This is a genomic window from Porphyromonas cangingivalis (assembly GCF_900638305.1).
Lineage (GTDB): Bacteria > Bacteroidota > Bacteroidia > Bacteroidales > Porphyromonadaceae > Porphyromonas_A > Porphyromonas_A cangingivalis.
This window is the reverse complement of the sequence record NZ_LR134506.1, coordinates 2,181,524-2,203,724: the sequence shown is the minus strand read 5'-3', so window position 1 is coordinate 2,203,724 and position 22,201 is coordinate 2,181,524. Positions and strand designations below refer to the sequence as shown.

Here is a 22,201-nt window from a genome sequence, read left to right as displayed (position 1 = left end):
CGCAGATCGTATGATTTGATGAAACAAGTCTTACGATCTTTTTTTGTATCCTTCGCCGACCACCTATTGCCCAAATTGAAGGGAATGTGTAATTTCGTTTGCCTAAAATCAAACCGATTGCCAAGATCCGAAAAAAGAGGGCTTTGCAGTCGTTATGGCCTCCAAGTCGCACAAGTAACAACATTCACAACTATGAAAAAGTACGTATTCATTTTTATTTTGGCACTGACGACCTTCAACACGGCATGGGGACAGTGGCGCAAAGGGATTCACGTGGGGATAGGGCATTCGGATGCGCTCTCCAAAGCCGAGCACAGCGGGATGGTCTCTTACACCGCAGGGGTGTTCGGAGAGTATAGGTTTGGTAGCGGGTTTGTGCTACACGGAGAGCTCAACTATGTCAACAAAGGGGCGACCCTCGACAAACCCGAGATGCAACAGTGGAATGGGATCATCAACCGATATGAGTTCCACTTGGACTATGTCGAAGTACCACTATCCATGGGCTATGCGCTACGACTGGGGGATGAGTTCGCCATCACCCCTCGTGCAGGGATGTATGTGGCGTACGGTGTGGGCGGTTATGGGCTCTTGACGACCGACAATCTGAAAGCAGATCAGGATCCGGGCACCATGAGGGTCGAGCCTTTCAAGGTGACTCAGGGCAAGATGCCTGCCCAGAACGCTCAATACTTCTTCGATGCCTTCCAGCGTCAGAACGTCGGTATCGTGCTGAGTGTCGACACCGACATCTCGAAGCGATTCAGACTGTCCCTCAATTCACAGTTCGGACTCTTATACCCCTTGGCACAGTACTCGACAGGCTCTGTGCATCTAAGGAACATCACACTTAGCATCGGCTATGCCTTCTGATCCGAAAGGATAAGGATAAATCCACATAGTCTCTGACTCGTCTCGAAACAGCCATGGCATACTGTTGCCATGGCTGTTTTTGCTTGTCTGATTGAGGTTATTTATCTCGTAGCCAAAGAGGCAGACTCCGTGGGAGCGTCTTGCTTATCAGCCCATCTCCCTTCCCCAAAGCAGACACCGACAAGCAAATGACAAAAAGCAGGAAGGACACTCCTGAGTATCGATCTACTCGGAGTGTCCTTCCTCTCTTCACAGAATATACTAAAAAAACACTCAACTCTTGAGGCTTATTGAATACAAGACATGCACCCAAGAGCTTAAAAAGGATGTCAGAAGCGCGAGAACGGACGTGTATATCCTCTCTATCTCAACGCTCGTCGGTAGAAGAGGTCTCCTCACCTACGATGTTGACGTACTGAGATACATCGACGTGAATGTCTCGTTCTTTCATCCATGTCTCTTCACAGAGACGTATACCATTGACTCCTTGTACTATGGTTATGTTGTCATAGTCGATTAGATTTGTGATGCTCATAGCTTTGTCTTTTATTATAACGTAAAACTTATTTCGTCTTCCGGCACTCAAAGATCGCTATCGATCGGTGGTGCGTCAGTGAGATCACAGTCCCGAAGATCGCTTCCAATTCGTCTCGAAGGCTTTCGAGAGTGTAATGAGAAGGTGCAAACAAACCGGTCTTGTCCAGCACCAGACGCACAAGCAGATCCGCCATCGGGCGTTGTCCCGTCACATAGGTGCATCCGTAGAGCCGCCCACCTGATTTGAGCACCCTTGCCATCTCACTAAGAGCTCGTTGCTTGTCGGGGAAAGCATGGATGCCGTTCATCGTCAAGACACCGTCGAAGGTCCCATCGGCATAGGCCAAAGATGTGGCATCTCCCTGCGAAAGTGTGAGTAGCTCCAGTCCGTGAGCCTCCTTGCGACTTCGGGCGATCTCCAGCATGGGTTCGGCATAGTCCACACCTGTGATCCGAGTATGCGACATACGTTTGTATTTCTCGCACGTAAAGACCGCTGTCCCTACGGGGATGTCCAGCAAATGCCCCGAAAAGTCATCCGGGATCTTGGCCAGTACCTCTTCTGCGATGGCATTGTCATCCACGCCCCAAAAGGAGTGCATGTACAACCTCGACCACCACCGACGTCCCGTGATGACATCATCATACCTGTCTACATTTTTATGGTATGGAGAGGGGTGTTGTTTTGCCTTCTTCATGACACCACAAAGCTACACAGCATATACTTCTGATGAAATACCTATTGTTTGTTAATTTCCTATCAAATAAGGGCATAAAATAAAAGAATCGGGTATCTCACCCTTGAAAAGTGAAATACCCGATGCCCTTTTGAGGGATAGAGTATCATCATTCGACAACCACAATCTCGACCCTCGTATAACCCAAAACGATACCCCTGCCTCCACGGACATTCGTAATGTCGAGTATGGGTTCTGAAAGAGGAGATACAGTGCCTTCTGTCATATCCGTCTCATCGTCTTCTCCCGAGCCGATGTCTCCCAAGCCGTACCTCATCTTTGCCCACTCATCGTAAAATGTATCCATGACATTCATGACGAGCTTATTTTTGATATCCTCCTTGCTATCGCTATGATGGTAATGTATATTTCCGGTAAGAGCGATGATATAACTATCCTCACTCATCTGAGCGGTGGAGAAATACGGATGTCTGTATCCGTCTTGGTAGGTGAAGATATACCTATTGAAGAACCTGCTCAGACTCACCGCATCTCTGGAAAAGATCAAGTCATCCGCCACACGTAGTTGACGTCTTTGGTATTGCTCAGAATCTCTCTGTCTGTCCGAAATGCCATAAAAACCTACCGCTACGGAGACATTAGGATTTTCGGGGGCCTTTTCCACCTTCACACGCATCTTCAACACGGTGTGTTGTCGGTGATTTCTCTTTTGAGGATAAAAGATGTTCATAGGAGCTTCCGTTTTCTCCAGCTTCTCTATCGTGAACTTTGGAGCGATAGGCAGACGGACTTCGGTGGTCACAGGATTCAACCCTCGAGAAGACACCTCAAACCTGACATGATCACCTGCCTGAGGCTTGACCTTTGCGACATAGAGGCATTCTATGTCGTTTCGGTTGTATCCCCCATTTTCATTGGGGTTGGTGTTTCTCTCTCTGAGCACCGTCTGCTGATCGACCAGTTTTTCATTGATATAGCACTTTATCACAGCCTCTTGTACGCCGAAGGCCTCATGTTTCTTACCTCGATAATATGGGATATTTACGGGCAAGGTCTTGGAGATATAAAGTCGAGGAAATTCATCTGCAATCACTTCTCCATTGACGACCAACAAGGGTTCGGCGCGAAAAGAGCTGTCTATTTCGAGATATTTATTCATCTCCATACACCCGGAGAGGATGAAAGGCAAAGTCATTGCCAAGTATATAAGTATTCGCTTCATTGTCATGTGGATTGGTTAGAATTTGTACGTGTAAGAGATCGAAGGGATGATGGGGAAAGCCGCCACTGAGTAGATGACGTTTCGAATCTGCTGATCCTTCGATGTATGCTCTTCGAGATTGACCAAGAAGGAATTGTGTTTCATATAAGCATTGTAGACACTTATGTTCCATATACCCATACGACCATTCTTCTTGGGTCTGTAGATGTTCAGTCCGAGATCAAGACGATGATAGTCAGGCATTCTGTAATTGTTGCGCTGGTTGATAAACGGAGTGACTTTATGATTGATGTCGATGTACTGCTCTTGCTGGATCGTCATCCTATTGCCCGAAGCGAAAGTCCAAGCTGCCGACAGTTCGATATTTTTACCAAGGCGGTACATGCCGACGATATTGAGCTTGTGGCGGTTGTCATACTTGTCCGGAAATCTCAGACCTCTATTGACCTCTCCTCCCTTGAAGATACGGTCAGCCCAAGAGAGGGTATAAGCCACCCAACCTGTAAACGTCCCACGAGTCTTCTTCAACAGCCACTCGAATCCATAAGCCCTGCCACTGCCTATCGCCACACGCTCCTGCCAGTCCACATCGGTGACGAAGACCGAAGCACCATCCTTGTAAGCAATGAGATGATTGAGACTCTTGTAGTAAGCCTCCATCGATGCCTCATAGGTACCGTTGTCCCAATATATACCTGCCGAAGTCTGTCGCGAGTGCAATGGTCGGATCTTCTTTGTCACCGGCACCCACATATCGGTAGGGAGAGAGATTATGGTCGTCTGCAAGAGGTGGACATACTGACTCATCTCTGCGTATGAGGCCTTGACGCTCAAGTTGGGGAGGAAGGCATACCTTGCCGACAGTCTTGGTTGTACGCTGTAATACTGTTTGCCCTCCACACCGATGATCGAAGCATGCACACCTATGTTGGTAGAAAAGCGGTCGTTCCAACTGATCTCGTCCTCTGCATACAGAGACAATTCATTGGCAGAGATAGGATCTTTAGGATTGGATTTGATGGCATTTTTCATATCCTCGTCGATCTCCTGTCCGGATAGATCTCTCGTCTCTATGTTCGGACGGAAGATGTGTCGGATAAGGTTACCTCCAAATCGGACATAGTGACTGTTTGAAGGTGTCCAGTCAAAGTCCGATCTGATACCGAAGTCACGTATACCGCTCTTGATGTCGTACTCAAAGCCGTAGGTCAGGACTCTTTCTCCATTTTTTGTCCAACTGTACTGACGATCGAGTGCCGAAATGGCAGACCCATACTCACCGAAATACAAGTTGGTATTGGCGAAGAGGTTGTCCGAAAAGACATGAGTCCACCCGAGAGAGGCCAGCTTGCTGCCCCATCTTGCACCGGCTCTGTTTTCGTTGAGCAGGAGTTTCTTGTCTGTCGAAAAGTCTTTGCTCCTGAAGTCGAAGACGTCATTGCCCATATAGAGACTCAGGAACAAGCGGTTACGATCGTCAAACTTGTGGTTCACCTTCACATTCACATCATAGAAGTGGTACCCGGGTTTGTCCTCGGAGAATCTGTCTTCTGTCGCACTCTCTCTGTTACTCTTGTTGATGAAATAAAATGCTGCGCCCATGAGCAAGTCGAGGTAGGTACGGCGGAGAGAGACATTGAAAGAGGTCTTGCCCTTGTTGAGTGGACCTTCGAAGTTGAGACGACTGGAGATAAGTCCGATGGAAGCAGTACCGGAAAACTTCTCCATGTCGCCGTCCTTCATGCGGACATCGAGCACCGAGCTCAGACGACCACCGAAACGTGCAGGGAAGCTTCCCTTGTAGAGGTTCGAGGTCTTGATCGCATCAGGATTGAAGGTCGAAAAGAGCCCGAAGAGGTGATTGATGTTGTACATCGGGTTACCATCGACGAGGTAGAGATTTTCGTCCTGATTGCCACCTCTGACGATAAGCCCCGAAAATCCCTCTTGGCCTCTCGCCACCCCGGGCATGAGCTGGGCATACTTGATGAGGTCAGTCTCTCCGAAGAGTGTGGGTGTACGACTGAGATCCTCCATGCTCATCTTGAGACGTCCTGTCTCCATCCCCTTGACCTCAGACTGGCGGTTGCCGACGATGGTCACCTCTCTGAGTGCCGTGGAGGCTTCTCGGAGCTTGATGTTGAGGCGGGTATTCTTGGTCACGACAAGGGTCGTATCCATCACGAGGTAGCCCACATAGTTGACACGGAGATGTACCTCCCCAGTGGGCACCTTGAGGGAATAAAATCCGAAGTTATTCGAGGCTGTCCCCTGCTTCCCGTCTTTTATGTAGACATTCGCGCCAATGAGGGTCTCGCCACTCGTGGCATCAGAGACATATCCGCTGATCGTAGCGGTCTGAGAGAAGGCCACCGCAGGTAGCCACGTGCACAAAAGTGCCCAAATGAGATGATGTGGTTTCATCTGAACATTAAAATAGTTTATGTAACGTTTTCATAGAAAATTGGCTTAGGTTGTCCAATATTCGTCGCAAAGATATCACAAAATATCGTTCACGTTGCTCTGCCTGTATAAATAGACCGGAGTCTTCTCCAAGAGGGCAAAGCAGAGATTTTAGGCAAAGGAGCCTCGCCTGCAGATTGTGAAAGAACCAATGTTTTCATTTCATTTACACTTGAATAATCCCCAATGAACCAATACCTTGCACAGCAGGTCTTTTGACTGTCCTTTCAGAAAGAGCTGAAAGCCCCCCGGAGCCTCAGGTCAGTGATCGTAAACGAATGGCGGATCTTTGTAGCCTGACAGAATGTTTTCTGTCGTGGGTCAGAAAGCATTCTGTCAGGCATCAGAATACATTCTGTCGTCTGAGCAGAAAAAGTCGATGCCGAACAGACATACCGTAGGTGATGAGCAGGATAAATGGGACTGGAGGAGACTTGGGCAGTCGTCATTTTTTGGCGAACTTCGTAAGGCTTTACAAAGACACAAACAGCGTATGAAAAGGATAGAAGTAGTCGCAGCCGTCATCACAGACGGAGACACTTACCTCGCCACACAACGAAAGGGCGGCGATTGGGATGGGTATTGGGAGTTTCCGGGCGGAAAGATCGAAGCCGGAGAGACTCCCCAAGAAGCTCTCGTGCGAGAAATCCACGAAGAACTGGATGTCCTCATTACAGTCGGGGACAAACTCTGCACCGTAGAGTACGACTACCCGACCTTTCACCTTACGATGCACTGTTACCTCTGCACCCTGTCAGAGGGTGCGCCCAAGCTCTCGGAACACAAAGCCATACGCAAACTAAAGGCTTCGGAACTCTCCTCTCTGACATGGCTTCCTGCCGATGTCGAAGTGGTCGCCCACCTTCAAGTCCACGAAGAAACCTTACAATAGAGGTAAATAAAAAGGCTGTGACACAAGAGTTACTTATGACACAGCCCCCACCTACCATCGGCCATGGTATTTATGTCGTTTCAGACTCGGATTATTTGAAGAGATCGACGATGAACTCTACCCCCAGTACCAGGTACCTGTAGAATGCAGCAGCAATCAAGAAAAGGGTGGCGATGTTGCGGAAGAGTTTGTCGTTCTTTTTCTTCAAAACATAAGAGACTCGCGCAGCCACATAAAATGCCACGGAGACAAAGCCCAATAGAGCTCTGATCGGATTAAAATCTAATTGTTTATGAAACAACGCTATCACCAGGATGAACGAAAAGACGATGAGATCCTGAACATCCCAACAGTTCCTTATCCAAGGTCTCTTGATGGTTTTTGTTTGTCTTGCTTGATCCATAATTTGATTTTTAAGGTTATTACAGCCCAATAATACAAATAAAAAACTTTAATGCAAAAAGTATTTGCCCAAACGCCCCGAAAACGATGAAAATCGGAATAAAAACACCTCAAAACGGCACACAAAAAGTGAGAAAAAATCTCTATCTTTGCTTATTATTGTGCAAGATCGGTGATACCGTCATCCATGTATTGGGATCGCCGATAAGTTTACTTAGCAAACACGTTTTATGAGCGAAGAAATCTTGGAGCAAAAAGCTCACTATGACTCATCCAATATCACGGTCTTAGAGGGACTTGAGGCTGTACGTATGCGCCCTGCGATGTACATCGGCGACATCAGCGAAAAGGGGCTTCACCACCTTGTCTATGAGGTCTTGGACAACTCCATCGACGAAGCGATGGCGGGGTTCGGTAAGAACATTGTCGTCGAGATCAACGAGGACAACTCGATCTCCGTCCATGACGACGGTCGTGGTATCCCTGTCGACATCCACGAGAAGCAGGGTAAGTCGGCTCTGGAGGTCGTCCTCACCGTACTTCACGCAGGGGGTAAGTTCGACAAGGGATCGTACAAGGTCTCCGGAGGTCTCCACGGTGTCGGTGTGTCGTGTGTCAACGCACTGTCCACCCACCTTCGTGCAGAGGTCTATCGTGATGGTAAGATCTATGCCCAAGAGTATTCGAAGGGTATCCCTCAGACAGAAGTCAATATCATCGGTAACACCGACCGTACGGGGACATCGATCACATTCAAGCCCGACGCATCTATCTTCACCGTCACCGAGTATCAGTACAAGATCCTTGCAGACCGAATGCGCGAACTCGCATTCCTCAATGCGGGTGTTCGCCTTACCCTTACCGACTATCGCACGAGAGACGAGGAGGGCAACCCCAAGACTACCGTGTTCTACTCGGAAGAGGGGCTTAGAGAGTTTGTCACCTACCTCGATGCGAGCAAAGAGCCTCTCATCGACGATGTCATCCACATCGTGACCGAGCGTCAGGGGATCCCTGTCGAGGTGGCTATGACCTACAACACGTCGTACAACGAAAACGTATATTCGTACGTCAACAATATCAACACCATCGAAGGTGGTACGCACCTTGCGGGCTTCCGCAGAGCACTCACCCGTACGCTGAAGAAGTATGCAGAGGACTCAAAGATCCTTGAGAAGGAGAAGATAGAGGTCTCCGGCGATGACTTCCGTGAGGGGCTTACCGCTGTGATCTCCATCAAGGTGGCAGAACCACAATTCGAAGGACAGACAAAGACCAAGCTCGGTAACTCAGAAGTCTCCGGAGCGGTGGACACTGCTGTGGGAGAGATCCTCGCAGACTACCTCGAAGAGCATCCCAAGGAAGCACGATTTATCGTCGACAAGGTGGTACTCGCAGCGAAGGCTCGTATTGCCGCTCGCAAAGCTCGCGATATGGTCCAACGCAAAGGCCCCATGTTTGGCGGAGGGCTTCCCGGCAAACTTTCCGACTGCCGTAGCCGTGACCCTGAGAAGTGCGAGATATTCCTCGTCGAGGGAGACTCTGCGGGTGGTACGGCAAAGAAGGGGCGTGACTCCATGTTCCAAGCCATCTTGCCTCTCCGTGGTAAGATCCTCAACGTAGAGAAAGCGATGCACCATAAGGTCCTCGAAAACGAGGAAATCCGTGCGATGTACACAGCCCTCGGCGTGACAATAGGCACAGAAGAGGACCCCAAGGCACTTAACATTGCGAAGTTGAGATACCACAAGGTCATCATCATGACGGATGCCGACGTCGACGGTGCACACATCGCGACGCTGATCCTGACCTTCTTCTTCCGTCATATGCGTGTCCTCATCGAGCAGGGTTATATCTACCTCGCCACTCCTCCTCTCTACCAGTGCCGTAAGGGGGATGTCAAGGAGTACTGCTGGACCGATGCCGACCGTCAGGCATTCATCGAAAAGTACGCAGCCGGCAATGAGGGACAGGTCGTGACTCAGCGTTACAAAGGTCTCGGTGAAATGGACGACGACCAGCTATGGGAGACGACCATGGATCCCGAGCAACGTTACCTCAAACAAGTCACCATCGACAACGCTGCCGAGGCTGACCGTATCTTCTCGATGCTTATGGGCGAAGATGTGGCTCCTCGTAGGGACTTTATCACAGACAACGCCAACTATGCTCGCATCGATGCCTAACGACAGACGATAGAGCGCATACAACTTCAAGGGATGAGGAAGATGATCCGAAAGTGCTTTGTGGAGGCCGACAGACTCCCTTTGCCCCGGATGATCTTCCTCATCTCGTTTTATCACAAAAGCCAAACACTACCGACCCCATGACGATAAGCAACACCACACCACTCTCGGAGATTCGTTTTTCGCTCAAAGAAGTCCGAGACCTTGTCCTTGACCAAGAGATAGACTGGCGTGACACCCCTGTCATCGGCATCTCGTCGAACCACCACGAGGATGAAAATACTCTTACGGACACTTATATAGAGAGTGTACGCCGAGCAGGTGGCATACCGATGATCATCCCCTTCAGCACCGATCCGAAGGTCATTACCGAGTGCGTGTCGAGGTGCGATGCCGTCATCATGTCAGGCGGAGGAGACCTTATGCCTGCATGGTTCGATGCAGCACCATCTCCCCACATGGGTCGGGCGAATACCCACAAGGACTTCTTCGACCTGACGATCATCCATGCGGCACTGCGCTTCTCCATCCCGATGCTGGCGATATGTCGTGGGATGCAACTCGTCAATGTCGTCCTCGGTGGCAAGATCTACCAAGACCTGCCGAGCGAAAAGGGGAATGTCATCGGACACAACCAGCCGGCCACACGCTACGAGCTTTGGCACAGTGTGAGTGTCCATCCCGAAGGACGCCTGAAGGAAGTCCTCGGAGCGGACGAAGTGATGGTCAATTCGTTTCACCACCAAGCCGTCTCCGATCTTCCACCCTGCGCCACCATCACGGCAACCGCTCCCGATGGGGTCATCGAAGGTGTGGACTACTACCCCGAACACAACATCCTCGGTGTCCAATGGCACCCCGAGGCACTTGCTTGTCATGGCTCCGAACCTCATACCAAACTCTTCGACTTCATCGTCGGCGAAGGATGCCTCTACCGCAAGGCTCGCAAGCTCCACGCTTCGATGCTGACGGTCGACACACATTGTGACACACCAATGATCTTTTCGGGCAAAGAGGATTATGACTTCACCCGACGAGCAGATCGGGCACTTGTCGACTTGCCACGTATGAAGGATGGCGGACTTGACACATCGTTCATGGTGGCTTATATCCCTCAGGGTGCTCTCGACGAAGAGGGATACAAAAGGGCTTACGACTACACCGAGCGCACCCTCGATGCCATCGATGAAGTGATGTCAAAGACAAGCGAAGGGGCTGTCGTTGCTGTCGTGTCGGAGGACTTGATCACCAATAAACAGCAGGGACGAAAGAGTATCATGAAGGGGATAGAGAATGGCTACCCCATCGCTCGTGACCTCTCCCGACTCGCACACTATGCCCGAAAAGGCGTGCGCTACATCACCCTCTGTCACAACGGAGACAACGATATCTGCGACTCAGCTTCGAAGAGCCAAAATACGCACGGTGGTCTCAGCGACTTCGGGCGTGAAGTGATCAGAGAGATGAACCGCCTCGGCATCCTCGTGGACCTCTCCCACGCAGGCAGTAGCACCGTGAAGGATGTCCTCTCGATCACCGAAGCCCCCGTCATCGCTTCGCACTCCTCCTGCCGTGCCCTCTGCGATCACCCTCGCAACCTCACGGATGATGAGATCCGTGCCATAGCCGGTACGGGGGGACTCATCCAGATGTGCATGTACAAAGGGTTCGTATCGAAAGACTCCGACCGAGCATCTCTCCTCGACTTTGTGGATCATATCGTCCATGCCCACAACCTCGTGGGGGCAGATCATGTGGGGATAGGGACAGACTTTGATGGCGATGGCGAAGTCATCGGATGTAGAGATGCTTCGCACATCATCCGCCTGACGATAGAGCTTGTTCGGCGAGGCTTCAGTGACAGCGACATCCGCAAGATGTGGGGCGAGAACGTGCTCCGTGTCCTCCGTGCGGTAGAACCACAGTTGGTCTCCAACCTCAAGTAAGGCGACCTCAAAGCCCACACTCCGACAAGCACCGCCGACACTTAGAAAAGAGAACAAAAAAGTCCAGGGACTTGATTTGTCAAAGTATACGACTTATGACATCAAGTCCCTGGACTTTTTTGCTCGCCTCCTATGACCTTTTTCGTGAGACTCTCGTAAAGATGCCACCAAGAGGGGTCAATCTTATGATCCTCAAGCTATTGGAGACATCAAAGCTCCGGCTGTGGATCACCCAGCACCCAACAGGCAATGACCTCGGGGAAATATCGGTGCTCAAGCACGTGTACCTTCTGTGCTATATCTTCCGGTGTATCTTCGGGAGAGACCTTCGTATGTGCTTGAAAAAGAGTCGTCCCCCTGTCGTACTCCTCGTCGATGACATGGATCGTGATACCCGTCTCAGACTCTCCTGCTGCCTTGACCGTCTCATGCACGTGCATACCATACATCCCCTTGCCTCCATATTTGGGTAGAAGGGCGGGATGGATGTTGACGATCCTCTGAGGGAAGGCTTCGAGTAAGAATTTCGGTATCAATGCCAGATAACCGGCCAAGACAATGTGACTGACTCCGTACTCTCTCAATATAGGCAGCAGTGTCTCCTGGGACTTGAGTTGATCCGACGTCAGATACAGTGCCGGGATCCCGAGTCTCTTTGCCCGATCAAGGACATAAGCATCTGCCTTATTCGTGATGACACAAGCCACCCGAATGCCTTTTTCAGGCTGGTTATCATGCAAATACCTGACAATAGCTTCGGCATTCGAACCACTTCCCGAAGCGAAAATAGCCAACTTCATAATCTTTAATAAGAGTTAAAAATGCACACAAATATACACCATGTGCAGAAATATAGTATTTTTGCAGGGTGAGAGTAGTATTATCGTTAAAATAATGACTACTTTTGCCTACAAAAGTAATAGAAAAAGAATAATCTATAAGTAATAACTAACCAAACAAACTACAATTATGAACCGTTCAGAAATTGAAGCTACTGTAAAGAAAATTATCGTGGACAAGCTTGGTCGTGAAGAAAGCGCTATCACTCCTGAAGCAAACTTCACAGCAGACCTTGGCGCAGACTCTTTGGATACTGTAGAGTTGATCATGGAATTTGAAAAGCAGTTCAACTTGAACATCCCTGACACAGAAGCTCAAAACATCCAGACTGTAGGCGACGCTATTAACTACATCGAGGCTAACCTAAAGTAATAGCATAGTCTTTCGGTCGTAAGACAAAGGACGATTTAATGATTGAGAACTCATCCACATAGACATGAGTCTTTGTCAGAAAAGAAACGGCAAACCCAGTCACTGTATAGTTCTTAGATAGTGTGGGTTTGCCGTTTTTGGTTTGTTTCATCTTTTATACAATAACCTTATGGAACTTAAAAGAGTCGTTGTGACCGGCTTGGGGACCATCAGCCCTCTCGGAAACAACGTTGAAGATACATGGAAAGCTCTCCTTGAAGGGAAGAGCGGAGCAGGTCCTGTGACCCTCGTCGATGCATCTACGTTCAAGACACAGTTCGCTTGTGAGGTCAAGGACTTCGATCCCAATGCACACTTCGATCGCAAGCAGGCTCGTACATACGACAGATATAGTATGTTCGGACTTGTGGCTGCCGAAGAGGCTGTCAATGACGCAGGTCTTGACCCTGAGAAGTTGGATTGCAACCGTGTCGGTGTCGTCTTCGGCGCAGGGATCGGTGGTCTCAAGACTTTCGAAGAGGAGACGATGGCATACGATCCTGAGAGAGGACCACGCTTCAGCCCCTTCTTCATCCCAAAGATGATCGCAGACATCGCTGCGGGTCACATCTCCATGAAGTACGGATTCAGAGGCCCTAACTATGCTACGGTATCAGCATGTGCTTCAGGCACAAATGCCATCGCCGATGGCTTCAACCTCATCCGTCTCGGCAAGGCCAACATCATCATCGCCGGTGGTGCAGAAGCTGCAATCACCATCTCCGGATTGGGTGGTTTCAATGCCATGAATGCCCTCTCCACACGCAACGATGACCCACAGGGTGCTTCTCGTCCTTTCAGCGCAAGTCGTGATGGCTTCGTGATGGGCGAAGGTGGTGCGGCTCTCATCCTCGAAGAGTATGAGCACGCCAAGGCTCGTGGCGCAAAGATCTATGCCGAACTCGCAGGTGCAGGTATGTCTGCTGATGCACACCACCTCACTGCATCGCACCCCGAAGGTCTCGGTGCAAAGCTCGTCATGCGCAATGCGCTCGAAGATGCAGAGATGACACCCGAACAGATCGACTACATCAACGTTCATGGTACATCTACCCCCGTGGGTGACATCTCTGAGGTCAAAGCGATCCAAGCGGTCTTCGGTGATCACGCATACAATCTCAACATCAGTAGCACCAAGTCTATGACCGGTCACCTCCTCGGAGCTGCCGGAGCGATAGAAGCACTGATCACAGTCCTTGCCGTGAAGAACGACGTCGTACCTCCTACGATCAATCATGCTGATGATGACCAAGATCCTGAGATCGACTACAAGCTCAACTTCACATTCAACAAGAAGCAAGAGCGTCCTGTGAATGCAGCCATCTCCAATACTTTCGGTTTCGGTGGTCACAATGCCAGCGTCATCTTCAAGAAAGTAAAAGAGTAATAGAAGTAACACCCAAATAAATAATGCACTTCTTGAAATCATCATTAGGACAGATATTAAGGAGCTTATTTGGAGGCAGTAGAAAAGGCGGTGCAGATCATGATCTGCACCGCTTTGTTCAGCAGTTATTGGGCTGCCCCACGCAGAACTTGGATCTTTACCGTCGGGCGTTCACACACCGCTCTTACCCCGGTGCATCTCGCAGGATGAACAACGAACGCCTCGAATTTCTCGGAGACTCTGTCATCTCTTGTGTCGTCGGACACCTCCTCTACGATATGTATGAGAACGACGACGAGGGCGCACTGACCACCCTCAGAGCACAGATCGTCAGCCGATCGAACCTCAACACAATAGCCACGAAGCTCCACCTCGACACCATGCTAAGAGCCTCGGGGAGTCTCAACCTCAAGCACTCTGACACCCTTGGCAACACTCTCGAAGCCCTCGTGGGAGCGATTTTCTTGGACAAGGGGTTCGACTTCGCACAGATGTTCGTCCGGAGTCACATCATCGTGAGCAAAAAGAATATGGAACGTGTGTCGGCAAAGGAGGAAGACTACAAGACGGAGTTCATCATCCTCATGCAGCAGCAGAAGATCGACTTCGAGTTCAACTACATCGATGCCGTCAACGATCCCTCTTTCGGGCTTGTGCACCGCAGCGAGATCCTCATCGGCAGTGATCGTCGAGCTATCGCCATGGGAGCGGGTACGACAAAGAAGATCTCCCACCAAAATGCAGCAAAGGATGCCCTCCGCCTCCTGAAGAAACACCCCGAGATCCTAAAAAAGTACGCCAAGGTCAAGTCGAGAGGCAACTAATCCGCCCCTCCCGAAAAGGCAAGATCTCCACAAAGCATCTGCCAGTCAGCATCACTGCACTGCACAACCGTAACCCACGGTCTGTGGTGCAGTTTATTTTTTTAAGGGAGCATCAAGCTCAATTTTGGCAAATGACAGACGATACAGAGAAGCCTATTTACGCTCTTCTGTGTCAAAAAGAGACATGACGAATCATTTCTTTTTTGTATATTTGAAGCCAGCCTATCGACGTACAATAGCGGTAGGGACACGAGATACGCCAAAGAACTATGAGCCACGAGTGGGACATATCGACTCTGACAAAAGAGGAAAAAGAGCTTGCCAACGAACTGAGAAGTCGTCACAAGCTCCTACCTGTCGTGGCCGACATATTGGTTCAGAGAGGGATAGACTCTCCACAGCACCTGCGCAATTACCTTGAGCCGAAACTGAGCGACCTGCATGATCCGTTCCTCATGAACGATATGCACAAGGCCATCAAACGTATCAACAAAGCGATCGGGAACAAGGAGAAGATCCTCATCTATGGGGACTATGACGTCGATGGCACCACGGCTGTCACCCTCGTCTACAAGTATCTGCGCCAAGTCACTGCCAACATCGACTACTACATCCCTGACCGTTATGCCGAGGGGAGCGGTATCTCCACACAGGGGGTGGACTATGCGCACCGCAACGGCTTTACGCTCATCATTGCTTTGGACTGCGGTATCAAGGCGGTCAACAAGGTCGCCTATGCGGCTTCGTTAGGTATCGACTTCATCATCTGTGACCACCACGTACCGGATGATGTATTACCGACTGCTGTCGCCCTCCTCAACGCGAAGTTGCCCGACTCGACTTATCCATTCGATGAGCTATCGGGCTGTGGGGTGGGATTCAAGCTCATGCAGGCCTTTGCGATCAGCAACGGGTCGGATATGCGTAGCCTCTACGACCTCCTCGACCTTGTGGCGGTGAGCATAGCAGCGGACATCGTCCCTCTCGTGGGCGAAAACCGTATCTTGGCCTACCATGGTCTGCGCAACCTCAACCAAAACCCTGCCATAGGGCTCAAAGGGATCATCGAGGTAAGCGGTCTGAGATCGAAGGAGTTGGACATCTCCGACATCACCTTCAAGATCGGGCCTCGTATCAATGCGTCCGGACGGATGCAGAGCGGGCGCGAGTCGGTAGACTTGCTCTTGGCACGCACACCGAAAGAAGCGAAGGCGATGAGCCACCACATCGATGAGTACAACAACAAACGTCGTGAACTCGACAGGGAGATCACCCACGAAGCAAAGAACATCGTCGAGAGCTTCACAGATATCGAAGACCGAAAGGTCATCATCGTGTATGACCCTGCGTGGTTCAAAGGGGTGATCGGCATTGTGGCTTCACGCTTGTCAGAGAAGTACAACCGCCCCACTATCGTCCTCACGGACACGACCGAAGGCTTGGTCTGTGGTTCGGCGCGTTCGTCCGAGGGCTTTGACATCTATACCTGCATCGAGAGTTGTAAGGACATCCTCGAAAATTTTGGCGGTCACCCTTATGCCGCAGGTATGACGATCAAGAAATCAAACCTCCACAAGTTCATCAAGATGATGAACGAAAAGGCAGACAGTACATTCTCGATGGAGTCTTTCACTCCTCGCCATCGTGTCGATGCCGAGCTCTCACTCAAAGAGATCACACCGATGCTTCGCCGACAGCTCAAGAAGATGGCTCCGTTCGGCCCCGGCAATGAGAAACCGATCTTCTGCACCAGGGGCGTTGTCTGCGTGACCCCACCACGTGTCATGGGGCGCAAGAAGAACCACCTCAAGATGGTCGTCAGCATGCCGGGAGAGATGCCTTTCTTCCAAGCCTTCGCTTACAATCAGTCCGATGCCCTCGCAGCCCTCTCAAAGGGACAAGAGTTCGATATCCTCTACAATATCGAAGAGCACAACAGCATGGGCAAAAAGATGGTACAGCTCATCATCATCGACATCCACGTACCCGAGCAGCAGTAAAGCCTGCGCCCTGACTTGTACCAAGAACTCTCCGCCATGGCTCTGAAGTACAACACATCCCTCACACCGGTAGACATCTTACGTACCTATTGGGGTTACGACACCTTCCGCCCTATGCAGGAGGAAGTCATTGCATCCATTCTTGCAGGTCATGACACACTTGCATTGATGCCCACAGGTGGAGGGAAGTCAATCACTTTTCAGGTGCCTGCACTCTTGTGCGAAGGCCTCTGTATCGTCATCACCCCTCTCATCGCTTTGATGAAAGATCAGGTAGATACCCTCAAGTCTCTCAACCTGAAAGCAGCCTATCTCCATAGCGGACTATCACGGAGACAATCTCTCACAGTACTCGACAACTGCACATACGGCGACTACAAGTTCCTCTATGTATCACCCGAACGGTTGGCCAACGAGACCTTCCTCAAACGCCTCTCGATGCTCGACATATCTTTTGTCGTCGTCGATGAGAGCCACTGTGTCAGTCAGTGGGGTTATGACTTTCGTCCCTCTTACTTGGCTATATCGGACTTCAGGAAATTCATTCCCGATGTACCCGTGCTCGCACTTACAGCGACAGCACCTCCACTCGTCGTCCGAGACATCATGGACAGACTGAGCTTCGGAGAGGATCGGAAGCTATTCAAACGCAGCTTCTACCGCAAAGCCCTCTCCTATGTCGTACGAGAAACGGCGGACAAACCTCGTGAACTCATACACATCATCAACAATGTCGCCGGAAGTGCTCTCGTCTATACCCGCAGTCGCAAGCGCACAGCCGAGTATGCCGCTCTACTGAAAGATGCAGGGATCTCGGCGGACTACTATCACGCAGGACTGAGTTCGGAGGTCAAGGCTCGGAAACAAAACGAGTGGCAGAAGGGAGACATCCGTGTGATGGTCTGTACCAATGCTTTCGGGATGGGGATAGACAAAAACGATGTCCGCCTTGTCGTACATCCGGACATCCCGACCTCGCCCGAAAACTACTATCAGGAAGCAGGACGAGCAGGTCGCGACAATAAACCTTCGTTTGCAGTGCTCCTCTTCAATCCCAATGAGGATGAGCGAAATATGTACAAGCGTCTGGCCAACAGCTACCCCTCCAAGGACACTGTACGGAGGATCTATGAGGCGTTGGGCAACTTCTTCGAGATTGCCGAAGGATCAGGACAGGGACAATTGTATGAGTTCAATCTATTTAAGTTTTGCCACGTATTCAAGTTCCAAGCCTTCCAAGTCCTATCGGCACTTTCACTGCTGACAATCGGAGGATTTATCGACTATATGGAGGACAAGGAGTTTTCGTCGAGGCTGATTTTCCTTGTCTCACGCAATAGTCTTTACAATCTCTTTGAGCATGACCAACCCGTCTACGAAGACATCATCGAAGCGATATTGAGAAGCTACACGGGAGTATTTACAGACTATGCATTCATAGATGAGAGCCTCATATCCCAACGCACCGGGCTCTCTGCCGAAGTCATCTACAAGGCACTCATAGACCTCAGCCGATGGAAGGTCATCGACTATGTCCCGGGCAAGCGTTCGACCTATATCCGGTACACACTCGACCGCCTTCCCAAGTCTCGGATCTACCTCACCGAAGAGATCTACGAACGCCGATACAACAGCGAAAAGGAGCGGCTCGAATGTATGCTGGACTATCTCAAAAGTGATGACAAATGTCGTGTGCTGACATTGATGGAGTACTTCGGAGAGACAGATCCTAAACCCTGCGGACTCTGTGACTACTGTCGTCGGCACACCCCCAAGGCCTTGTCCTACCGCACGATCGATATCATAGAGAGCTACCTGAGTGACCTCCACAAGCAGGGGATAACCACGGTGTCTGTCAAAGAAGTCTCGACCACACTCGATATCCCCACCACACACATAAAGGAAGCGATCGACTTCTTCATCTCCGAGTATGCTCCCATCTCTTGGGTAAAAGAGGGAGAGATTGCGCTCACATAGTACACAAACGGAAAAGCCCGCTGCACCTTTGATGGCAATGTTGCAGCGGGCTTCCTTGTCTCCATGACTAAGTGCTACATCAGACGATAATATACAATCTCGGAGACCGTCGATATTATCACTTCTATCTACACAAAGGTATTCACAGAGCTTCGTATTCTCGTTCAGTCCCTCGGTGCAGCATTCGTCTCAAACTCCGCATTGGCAGGAGGAGAGAGCATGGGGTTGTACATCATGATCGCATGATTTTCGACCAAGAGTTGTTCGTGCTCCCGACCGTCAGGATGTTTGATCACTTGTACGATACGGTTGTGACGCGTGTAACCTCCCCAGTATTGGGTGACGACTCTGTGGTCTCTCTCTTCGATGCGATAGCTCTCTTGCTGAGGGACATCGGCACTGACACGACCGTGAAGATGTGTCTCATCGGTCCACAGCTCGACGAGATAGGTCTTCTCGGTGGGATTATACACACGTAGGTCGATGTAATTATAAGAAAGTGTTGCTCCTGCGCCAAAGGGGACATTGCGGTTGACATCAGGAAAGACATCGAAGCTGTGGCGGTGACGCTCGGTGATGCGTAACGGCGTGTGTGCAAACATCCAAAAGAGGAGATTGCCGAGCTGACAAAGCCCTCCCCCTACCCCTTTCGTCACTTGTCCCTGATGAAGGACGAGACCTTCGAGATAGCCCTTGGAGGCCGTAGGTCTGCCGACCTTATGCCATACCGAAAAGGTCTCACCCGGGCGTATCATGATCCCATTGAGATGCTTGATGGCCAACTTCAGATTTGTACGCTTATTCTCTTGCAGATACATCTCCACATCCTTGAGCGGACGGAGGATCATCGAGGAGTGCTCCTTGATGGGATAAAATGTGGTCGTCACTCTTCGCCTCTTGGCCCACTTGGTCCCACCCAAGATATCCCTCATCTTACGCTTGAGGATATAATACTCACGCCCGAGGCGACGTCGCCATGGGGACCTCATCAGAGGCTTTTCGACAAAATCTATTTTCATTATCTATTCGTTATCCATAGTAACATAGAACAGCCATCAATATCTGACCAAAGCACTTCACTTGCACGCCCCGATATCCTCCTTTGTATTGGCACATATCAGTAAGAGTAGCTTTCACTGGCCATATATGCACGTTGGATCAGTCTGTCTCCTCGTTGGTACATCGTAAAATAGTTGGCTCCCTCAGGCCCTTGGCTTATGAAGAATAAATTCAACGTACCGCCCTTATCTCTAAAAGCAAATATCAGGGAATGCCCTTCATAATGCCCCCCATCTCCGGTACGCCAAGTCGACATCTCATCTTTTACAGCAAAGTCTTCCCCAAAGAGAAGCTTGCCATCATCAGATATGACTGTAAGACCAAGCACAACAGGAGATTTCATATTGATCATGAGAGAATACGAGCGAATCTTACCATCCTCGGAAACCGATCTCACCGAGAAGGTCTCGATGCCTTGCTCGTATCGTTGCTTGATAGCAGTCTTGATCAGCTCCAAATCCCTGAGCTGACCGTCCGTATATTGGGGCGGAGTATCTTCATGTGAGCCACTCTCATACTTTGTTGGGATGAATGTATGAGCAGACACGAACTCTTTCGAACACATCAAAACAGTAGCTCCTGTATCTCCGGGGACGATCTTACCACCTGTGATTTCGTACAGATAGCCCTCCTCATTATCGACACTGTATTCACCATCCTCTGACTCTTTACCCTCTTGCTTACGGATGAACTTTACCTCAAAAACCTTACCTGCAATGATACAATGTGTAAAGTCAGATGGCTTCACTTGTACGTTTTGATCATCCTCCACCCAGATCACCTTTGCCCGATTTTTATCAGTAGAGCCCACTGCAAATTTGAATGGCAGTCTTCTCTTATTCTGCTCGATGAGGTCATTATATTCAGGAATAAGTTTTTCGTAATCGACATCATTCCCCCATGATCGCAGATTGTCCAATATTGTCTTACGAAGTGCGTCAATCTCTTGCTCTGCGAGGGCGAGTGCGACTGTATCTTCCGTAAATGTTTCGACCTGCTTCGACTCCTCAACCAATGTTTCCCCCAAAGGGTGTTCGACAGTGGTTTCAGAGGTAGTTTCAGCACTCTTTTTGGTTCCACCGCAGGAGACGATGAGTAAAACCAATAGGACAAGTAGCCCTGCTCTCAAATAGTCTTTTTTCATAATATCATATTTACTTATTGTGTTTACAGTCCCAACATGGCGGTAGAAGATCCTCCGAATACAGATATAGACAAAGCCAAAGACTCCGACAAGGTTGAAGAAGTCCTTTTTACTACAACGCAGATATATTTCGGTTCTGTGACATCCCTCCTTCGAAAATGCTCCCCACTCTATTGCCTTTCAAACTTTGATGAACGGCAAAAACCACTTCAAATATAATAATTTATCTTAAAAGCAAAATTCGTCCACCCACAAAAATAGAAAAGGAGGCCTTGATCTTTCGGATCTCAGCCTCCTCTTCACTTCTTACCAATTAATAATCCTAACCTAAAAAACCTAAGTGCCCCCATGAGGGGCTCCATTCATGAAAAAGAGAGTGTGTTATCAACATCATGTGGACCAACCACATTTTTGTGATGTTATCAGTGTATTTGTATTACCAATCTGCCTATATAATCCGCCCATTCAAGTATCCTTGCATGGGGGGGGGATTTTTTTTGTTGAAAACCTATTCCATGGCTCAGATTTCAGGTAGGACTACCCTATTACCTCCTAAAAACTCACATTTAGATATTGTTATTCACAATAATAACATTACCTTTACGACATTATCAATTCATTAACCTAAAAAATATTTCTGTGAAAAAGTTTTTTTTTATTGCAGTACCCATTTTGATCAGCCTTTTTTCATGCAAGGAAAGTGTAGAAGTATCATCTGAGCAAAAAGATTTTTACGAGAGGAAATGGGAGATCGAAGTTCCTGCTAACGAATTGGCGCAGTTTACTGTCACGTACGCTTCAGAGTTAAGGTCAGAATCCGAGGAGAAGCCAAACGTTGAAGCATTGGCAGAATTGAATGGTAAACTCTTTTCATACATCGAAAAGCAAAAGAAAGAAAAGAGCATAGGTTGTACAGTATTCTCTATAGTACACAATAAAGAGGAGAAGACTTTTTCTGTAAGCGAATTGATTATGTATGACTTTGAAAAGATTCCAGCAGAATTTGCGATGGCTTTTGCTTTTGCTGATCAGTGGACTCTTGAAACTCTCAGAGCTGAAGTAGAGAAATTGACTATCTCCTGCGAGGGCGGAAATCACGAAGGAGAATCCATGACAGCAGAACGTCCAACCGGATCAGGTTCTGCAATTAAGTTTGCAAAGAAAACAGCTGAATTTATGTCAAATTGTTTAGATGGTGGTGGGTGCGTTAAAGTCTGTAAGGCAGAGTTTACATTGTCCTGACATTTGACTTATTGAGATTATTGGCATTCTGCCAAAATAAACACAGAGGGGATGTGCCGGATGGCACATCCCCTCTGTGTTTTTACACCTCTTTGGAG

18 protein-coding genes are annotated in these 22,201 nt (G+C 49.3%); 10 read left to right on the top strand and 8 right to left on the bottom strand.

Annotation, left to right across the window (positions count from 1 at the left end; all coding sequences use genetic code 11):
• The first annotated feature begins 192 nt into the window (after positions 1-192).
• Positions 193-873, top strand: coding sequence for a porin family protein (locus EL262_RS09200; protein ID WP_159442716.1), 681 nt, complete (start codon positions 193-195; stop codon positions 871-873).
• A gap of 367 nt (positions 874-1,240) precedes the next feature.
• Here EL262_RS09200 and EL262_RS10080 read toward each other — a convergent pair whose 3' ends face one another.
• The 4 genes from EL262_RS10080 to EL262_RS09185 form a co-directional block, all read right to left on the bottom strand.
• Positions 1,241-1,408 (bottom strand): hypothetical protein, encoded by a 168-nt coding sequence (locus EL262_RS10080; RefSeq protein WP_159100485.1) that lies wholly within the window; start codon positions 1,406-1,408, stop codon positions 1,241-1,243.
• 28 nt (positions 1,409-1,436) lie between these two features.
• On the bottom strand, positions 1,437-2,108 hold the full coding sequence (locus tag EL262_RS09195) for a class I SAM-dependent methyltransferase (RefSeq protein WP_025836891.1): 672 nt from the start codon (positions 2,106-2,108) through the stop codon (positions 1,437-1,439).
• Positions 2,109-2,256: 148 nt separating this feature from the next.
• The gene (locus EL262_RS09190; protein ID WP_159100484.1) at positions 2,257-3,330 is read right to left on the bottom strand and encodes a DUF4249 domain-containing protein; all 1,074 of its coding nucleotides are present in this window, start codon (positions 3,328-3,330) and stop codon (positions 2,257-2,259) included.
• Positions 3,331-3,345: 15 nt separating this feature from the next.
• Positions 3,346-5,754 (bottom strand): TonB-dependent receptor, encoded by a 2,409-nt coding sequence (locus EL262_RS09185; RefSeq protein WP_025836889.1) that lies wholly within the window; start codon positions 5,752-5,754, stop codon positions 3,346-3,348.
• 418 nt (positions 5,755-6,172) lie between these two features.
• On the opposite strand from EL262_RS09185, the gene EL262_RS09180 reads away from it, so the two are divergent.
• The gene (locus EL262_RS09180; protein WP_338047371.1) at positions 6,173-6,685 is read left to right on the top strand and encodes a (deoxy)nucleoside triphosphate pyrophosphohydrolase; all 513 of its coding nucleotides are present in this window, start codon (positions 6,173-6,175) and stop codon (positions 6,683-6,685) included.
• 91 nt (positions 6,686-6,776) lie between these two features.
• On the opposite strand, the gene EL262_RS09175 is transcribed toward EL262_RS09180, so the two are convergent.
• Positions 6,777-7,088 (bottom strand): hypothetical protein, encoded by a 312-nt coding sequence (locus EL262_RS09175; RefSeq protein ID WP_025836884.1) that lies wholly within the window; start codon positions 7,086-7,088, stop codon positions 6,777-6,779.
• A 229-nt stretch (positions 7,089-7,317) separates the two neighbouring features.
• On the opposite strand from EL262_RS09175, the gene gyrB reads away from it, so the two are divergent.
• Both gyrB and EL262_RS09165 read left to right on the top strand, forming a co-directional pair.
• The gene (gene gyrB, locus EL262_RS09170) at positions 7,318-9,273 is read left to right on the top strand and encodes a DNA topoisomerase (ATP-hydrolyzing) subunit B (RefSeq protein WP_025836882.1); all 1,956 of its coding nucleotides are present in this window, start codon (positions 7,318-7,320) and stop codon (positions 9,271-9,273) included.
• A gap of 140 nt (positions 9,274-9,413) precedes the next feature.
• Positions 9,414-11,219 (top strand): membrane dipeptidase, encoded by a 1,806-nt coding sequence (locus EL262_RS09165; protein ID WP_126464417.1) that lies wholly within the window; start codon positions 9,414-9,416, stop codon positions 11,217-11,219.
• Between the two features lie 209 nt (positions 11,220-11,428).
• Here EL262_RS09165 and purN read toward each other — a convergent pair whose 3' ends face one another.
• Entirely contained in the window at positions 11,429-12,019 is a 591-nt protein-coding gene (gene purN, locus EL262_RS09160; RefSeq protein WP_036853285.1) for a phosphoribosylglycinamide formyltransferase, read from the bottom strand.
• A gap of 169 nt (positions 12,020-12,188) precedes the next feature.
• Between purN and EL262_RS09155 the strand changes: the two genes are divergently transcribed.
• The 5 genes from EL262_RS09155 to EL262_RS09135 all read left to right on the top strand — a co-directional run bounded on the left by EL262_RS09155 (position 12,189) and on the right by EL262_RS09135 (position 18,658).
• Positions 12,189-12,431 (top strand): acyl carrier protein, encoded by a 243-nt coding sequence (locus EL262_RS09155; RefSeq protein WP_025836878.1) that lies wholly within the window; start codon positions 12,189-12,191, stop codon positions 12,429-12,431.
• 169 nt (positions 12,432-12,600) lie between these two features.
• Positions 12,601-13,857, top strand: a complete 1,257-nt coding sequence (gene fabF, locus EL262_RS09150; protein WP_025836876.1) for a beta-ketoacyl-ACP synthase II — start codon at positions 12,601-12,603, stop codon at positions 13,855-13,857.
• Positions 13,858-13,880: 23 nt separating this feature from the next.
• On the top strand, positions 13,881-14,681 hold the full coding sequence (locus EL262_RS09145; RefSeq protein WP_078735503.1) for a ribonuclease III family protein: 801 nt from the start codon (positions 13,881-13,883) through the stop codon (positions 14,679-14,681).
• A 269-nt stretch (positions 14,682-14,950) separates the two neighbouring features.
• Positions 14,951-16,681, top strand: a complete 1,731-nt coding sequence (gene recJ / locus EL262_RS09140) for a single-stranded-DNA-specific exonuclease RecJ (protein ID WP_025836872.1) — start codon at positions 14,951-14,953, stop codon at positions 16,679-16,681.
• Positions 16,682-16,717: 36 nt separating this feature from the next.
• On the top strand, positions 16,718-18,658 hold the full coding sequence (locus tag EL262_RS09135) for a RecQ family ATP-dependent DNA helicase (RefSeq protein ID WP_025836870.1): 1,941 nt from the start codon (positions 16,718-16,720) through the stop codon (positions 18,656-18,658).
• A 164-nt stretch (positions 18,659-18,822) separates the two neighbouring features.
• Here the strand turns inward: EL262_RS09135 and EL262_RS09130 are convergent, their stop codons facing one another.
• Both EL262_RS09130 and EL262_RS09125 read right to left on the bottom strand, forming a co-directional pair.
• Entirely contained in the window at positions 18,823-19,677 is an 855-nt protein-coding gene (locus EL262_RS09130; RefSeq protein WP_036853284.1) for a VanW family protein, read from the bottom strand.
• 98 nt (positions 19,678-19,775) lie between these two features.
• Positions 19,776-20,861 carry a hypothetical protein gene (locus EL262_RS09125; RefSeq protein ID WP_025836866.1) on the bottom strand — a complete coding sequence of 362 codons (1,086 nt, stop codon included), beginning with the start codon at positions 20,859-20,861 and terminating at the stop codon, positions 19,776-19,778.
• A gap of 639 nt (positions 20,862-21,500) precedes the next feature.
• Here EL262_RS09125 and EL262_RS09120 point away from each other — a divergent pair.
• A complete protein-coding gene (locus EL262_RS09120; protein ID WP_078735502.1) occupies positions 21,501-22,103 on the top strand; it encodes a hypothetical protein in 603 nt (200 codons plus the stop codon).
• Positions 22,104-22,201 lie beyond the last annotated feature (98 nt).

Excerpts from the sequence above, each read along its gene's own strand:
- EL262_RS09200 (WP_159442716.1), top strand. The coding sequence starts at position 193 with ATGAAAAAGTACGTATTCATTTTTATTTTGGCACTGACGACCTTCAAC.
- EL262_RS10080 (WP_159100485.1), bottom strand. The coding sequence starts at position 1,408 with ATGAGCATCACAAATCTAATCGACTATGACAACATAACCATAGTACAA.
- EL262_RS09195 (WP_025836891.1), bottom strand. The coding sequence starts at position 2,108 with ATGAAGAAGGCAAAACAACACCCCTCTCCATACCATAAAAATGTAGAC.
- EL262_RS09190 (WP_159100484.1), bottom strand. The coding sequence starts at position 3,330 with ATGAAGCGAATACTTATATACTTGGCAATGACTTTGCCTTTCATCCTC.
- EL262_RS09185 (WP_025836889.1), bottom strand. The coding sequence starts at position 5,754 with ATGAAACCACATCATCTCATTTGGGCACTTTTGTGCACGTGGCTACCT.
- EL262_RS09180 (WP_338047371.1), top strand. The coding sequence starts at position 6,173 with ATGCCGAACAGACATACCGTAGGTGATGAGCAGGATAAATGGGACTGG.
- EL262_RS09175 (WP_025836884.1), bottom strand. The coding sequence starts at position 7,088 with ATGGATCAAGCAAGACAAACAAAAACCATCAAGAGACCTTGGATAAGG.
- gyrB (WP_025836882.1), top strand. The coding sequence starts at position 7,318 with ATGAGCGAAGAAATCTTGGAGCAAAAAGCTCACTATGACTCATCCAAT.
- EL262_RS09165 (WP_126464417.1), top strand. The coding sequence starts at position 9,414 with ATGACGATAAGCAACACCACACCACTCTCGGAGATTCGTTTTTCGCTC.
- purN (WP_036853285.1), bottom strand. The coding sequence starts at position 12,019 with ATGAAGTTGGCTATTTTCGCTTCGGGAAGTGGTTCGAATGCCGAAGCT.
- EL262_RS09155 (WP_025836878.1), top strand. The coding sequence starts at position 12,189 with ATGAACCGTTCAGAAATTGAAGCTACTGTAAAGAAAATTATCGTGGAC.
- fabF (WP_025836876.1), top strand. The coding sequence starts at position 12,601 with ATGGAACTTAAAAGAGTCGTTGTGACCGGCTTGGGGACCATCAGCCCT.
- EL262_RS09145 (WP_078735503.1), top strand. The coding sequence starts at position 13,881 with ATGCACTTCTTGAAATCATCATTAGGACAGATATTAAGGAGCTTATTT.
- recJ (WP_025836872.1), top strand. The coding sequence starts at position 14,951 with ATGAGCCACGAGTGGGACATATCGACTCTGACAAAAGAGGAAAAAGAG.
- EL262_RS09135 (WP_025836870.1), top strand. The coding sequence starts at position 16,718 with ATGGCTCTGAAGTACAACACATCCCTCACACCGGTAGACATCTTACGT.
- EL262_RS09130 (WP_036853284.1), bottom strand. The coding sequence starts at position 19,677 with ATGAAAATAGATTTTGTCGAAAAGCCTCTGATGAGGTCCCCATGGCGA.
- EL262_RS09125 (WP_025836866.1), bottom strand. The coding sequence starts at position 20,861 with ATGAAAAAAGACTATTTGAGAGCAGGGCTACTTGTCCTATTGGTTTTA.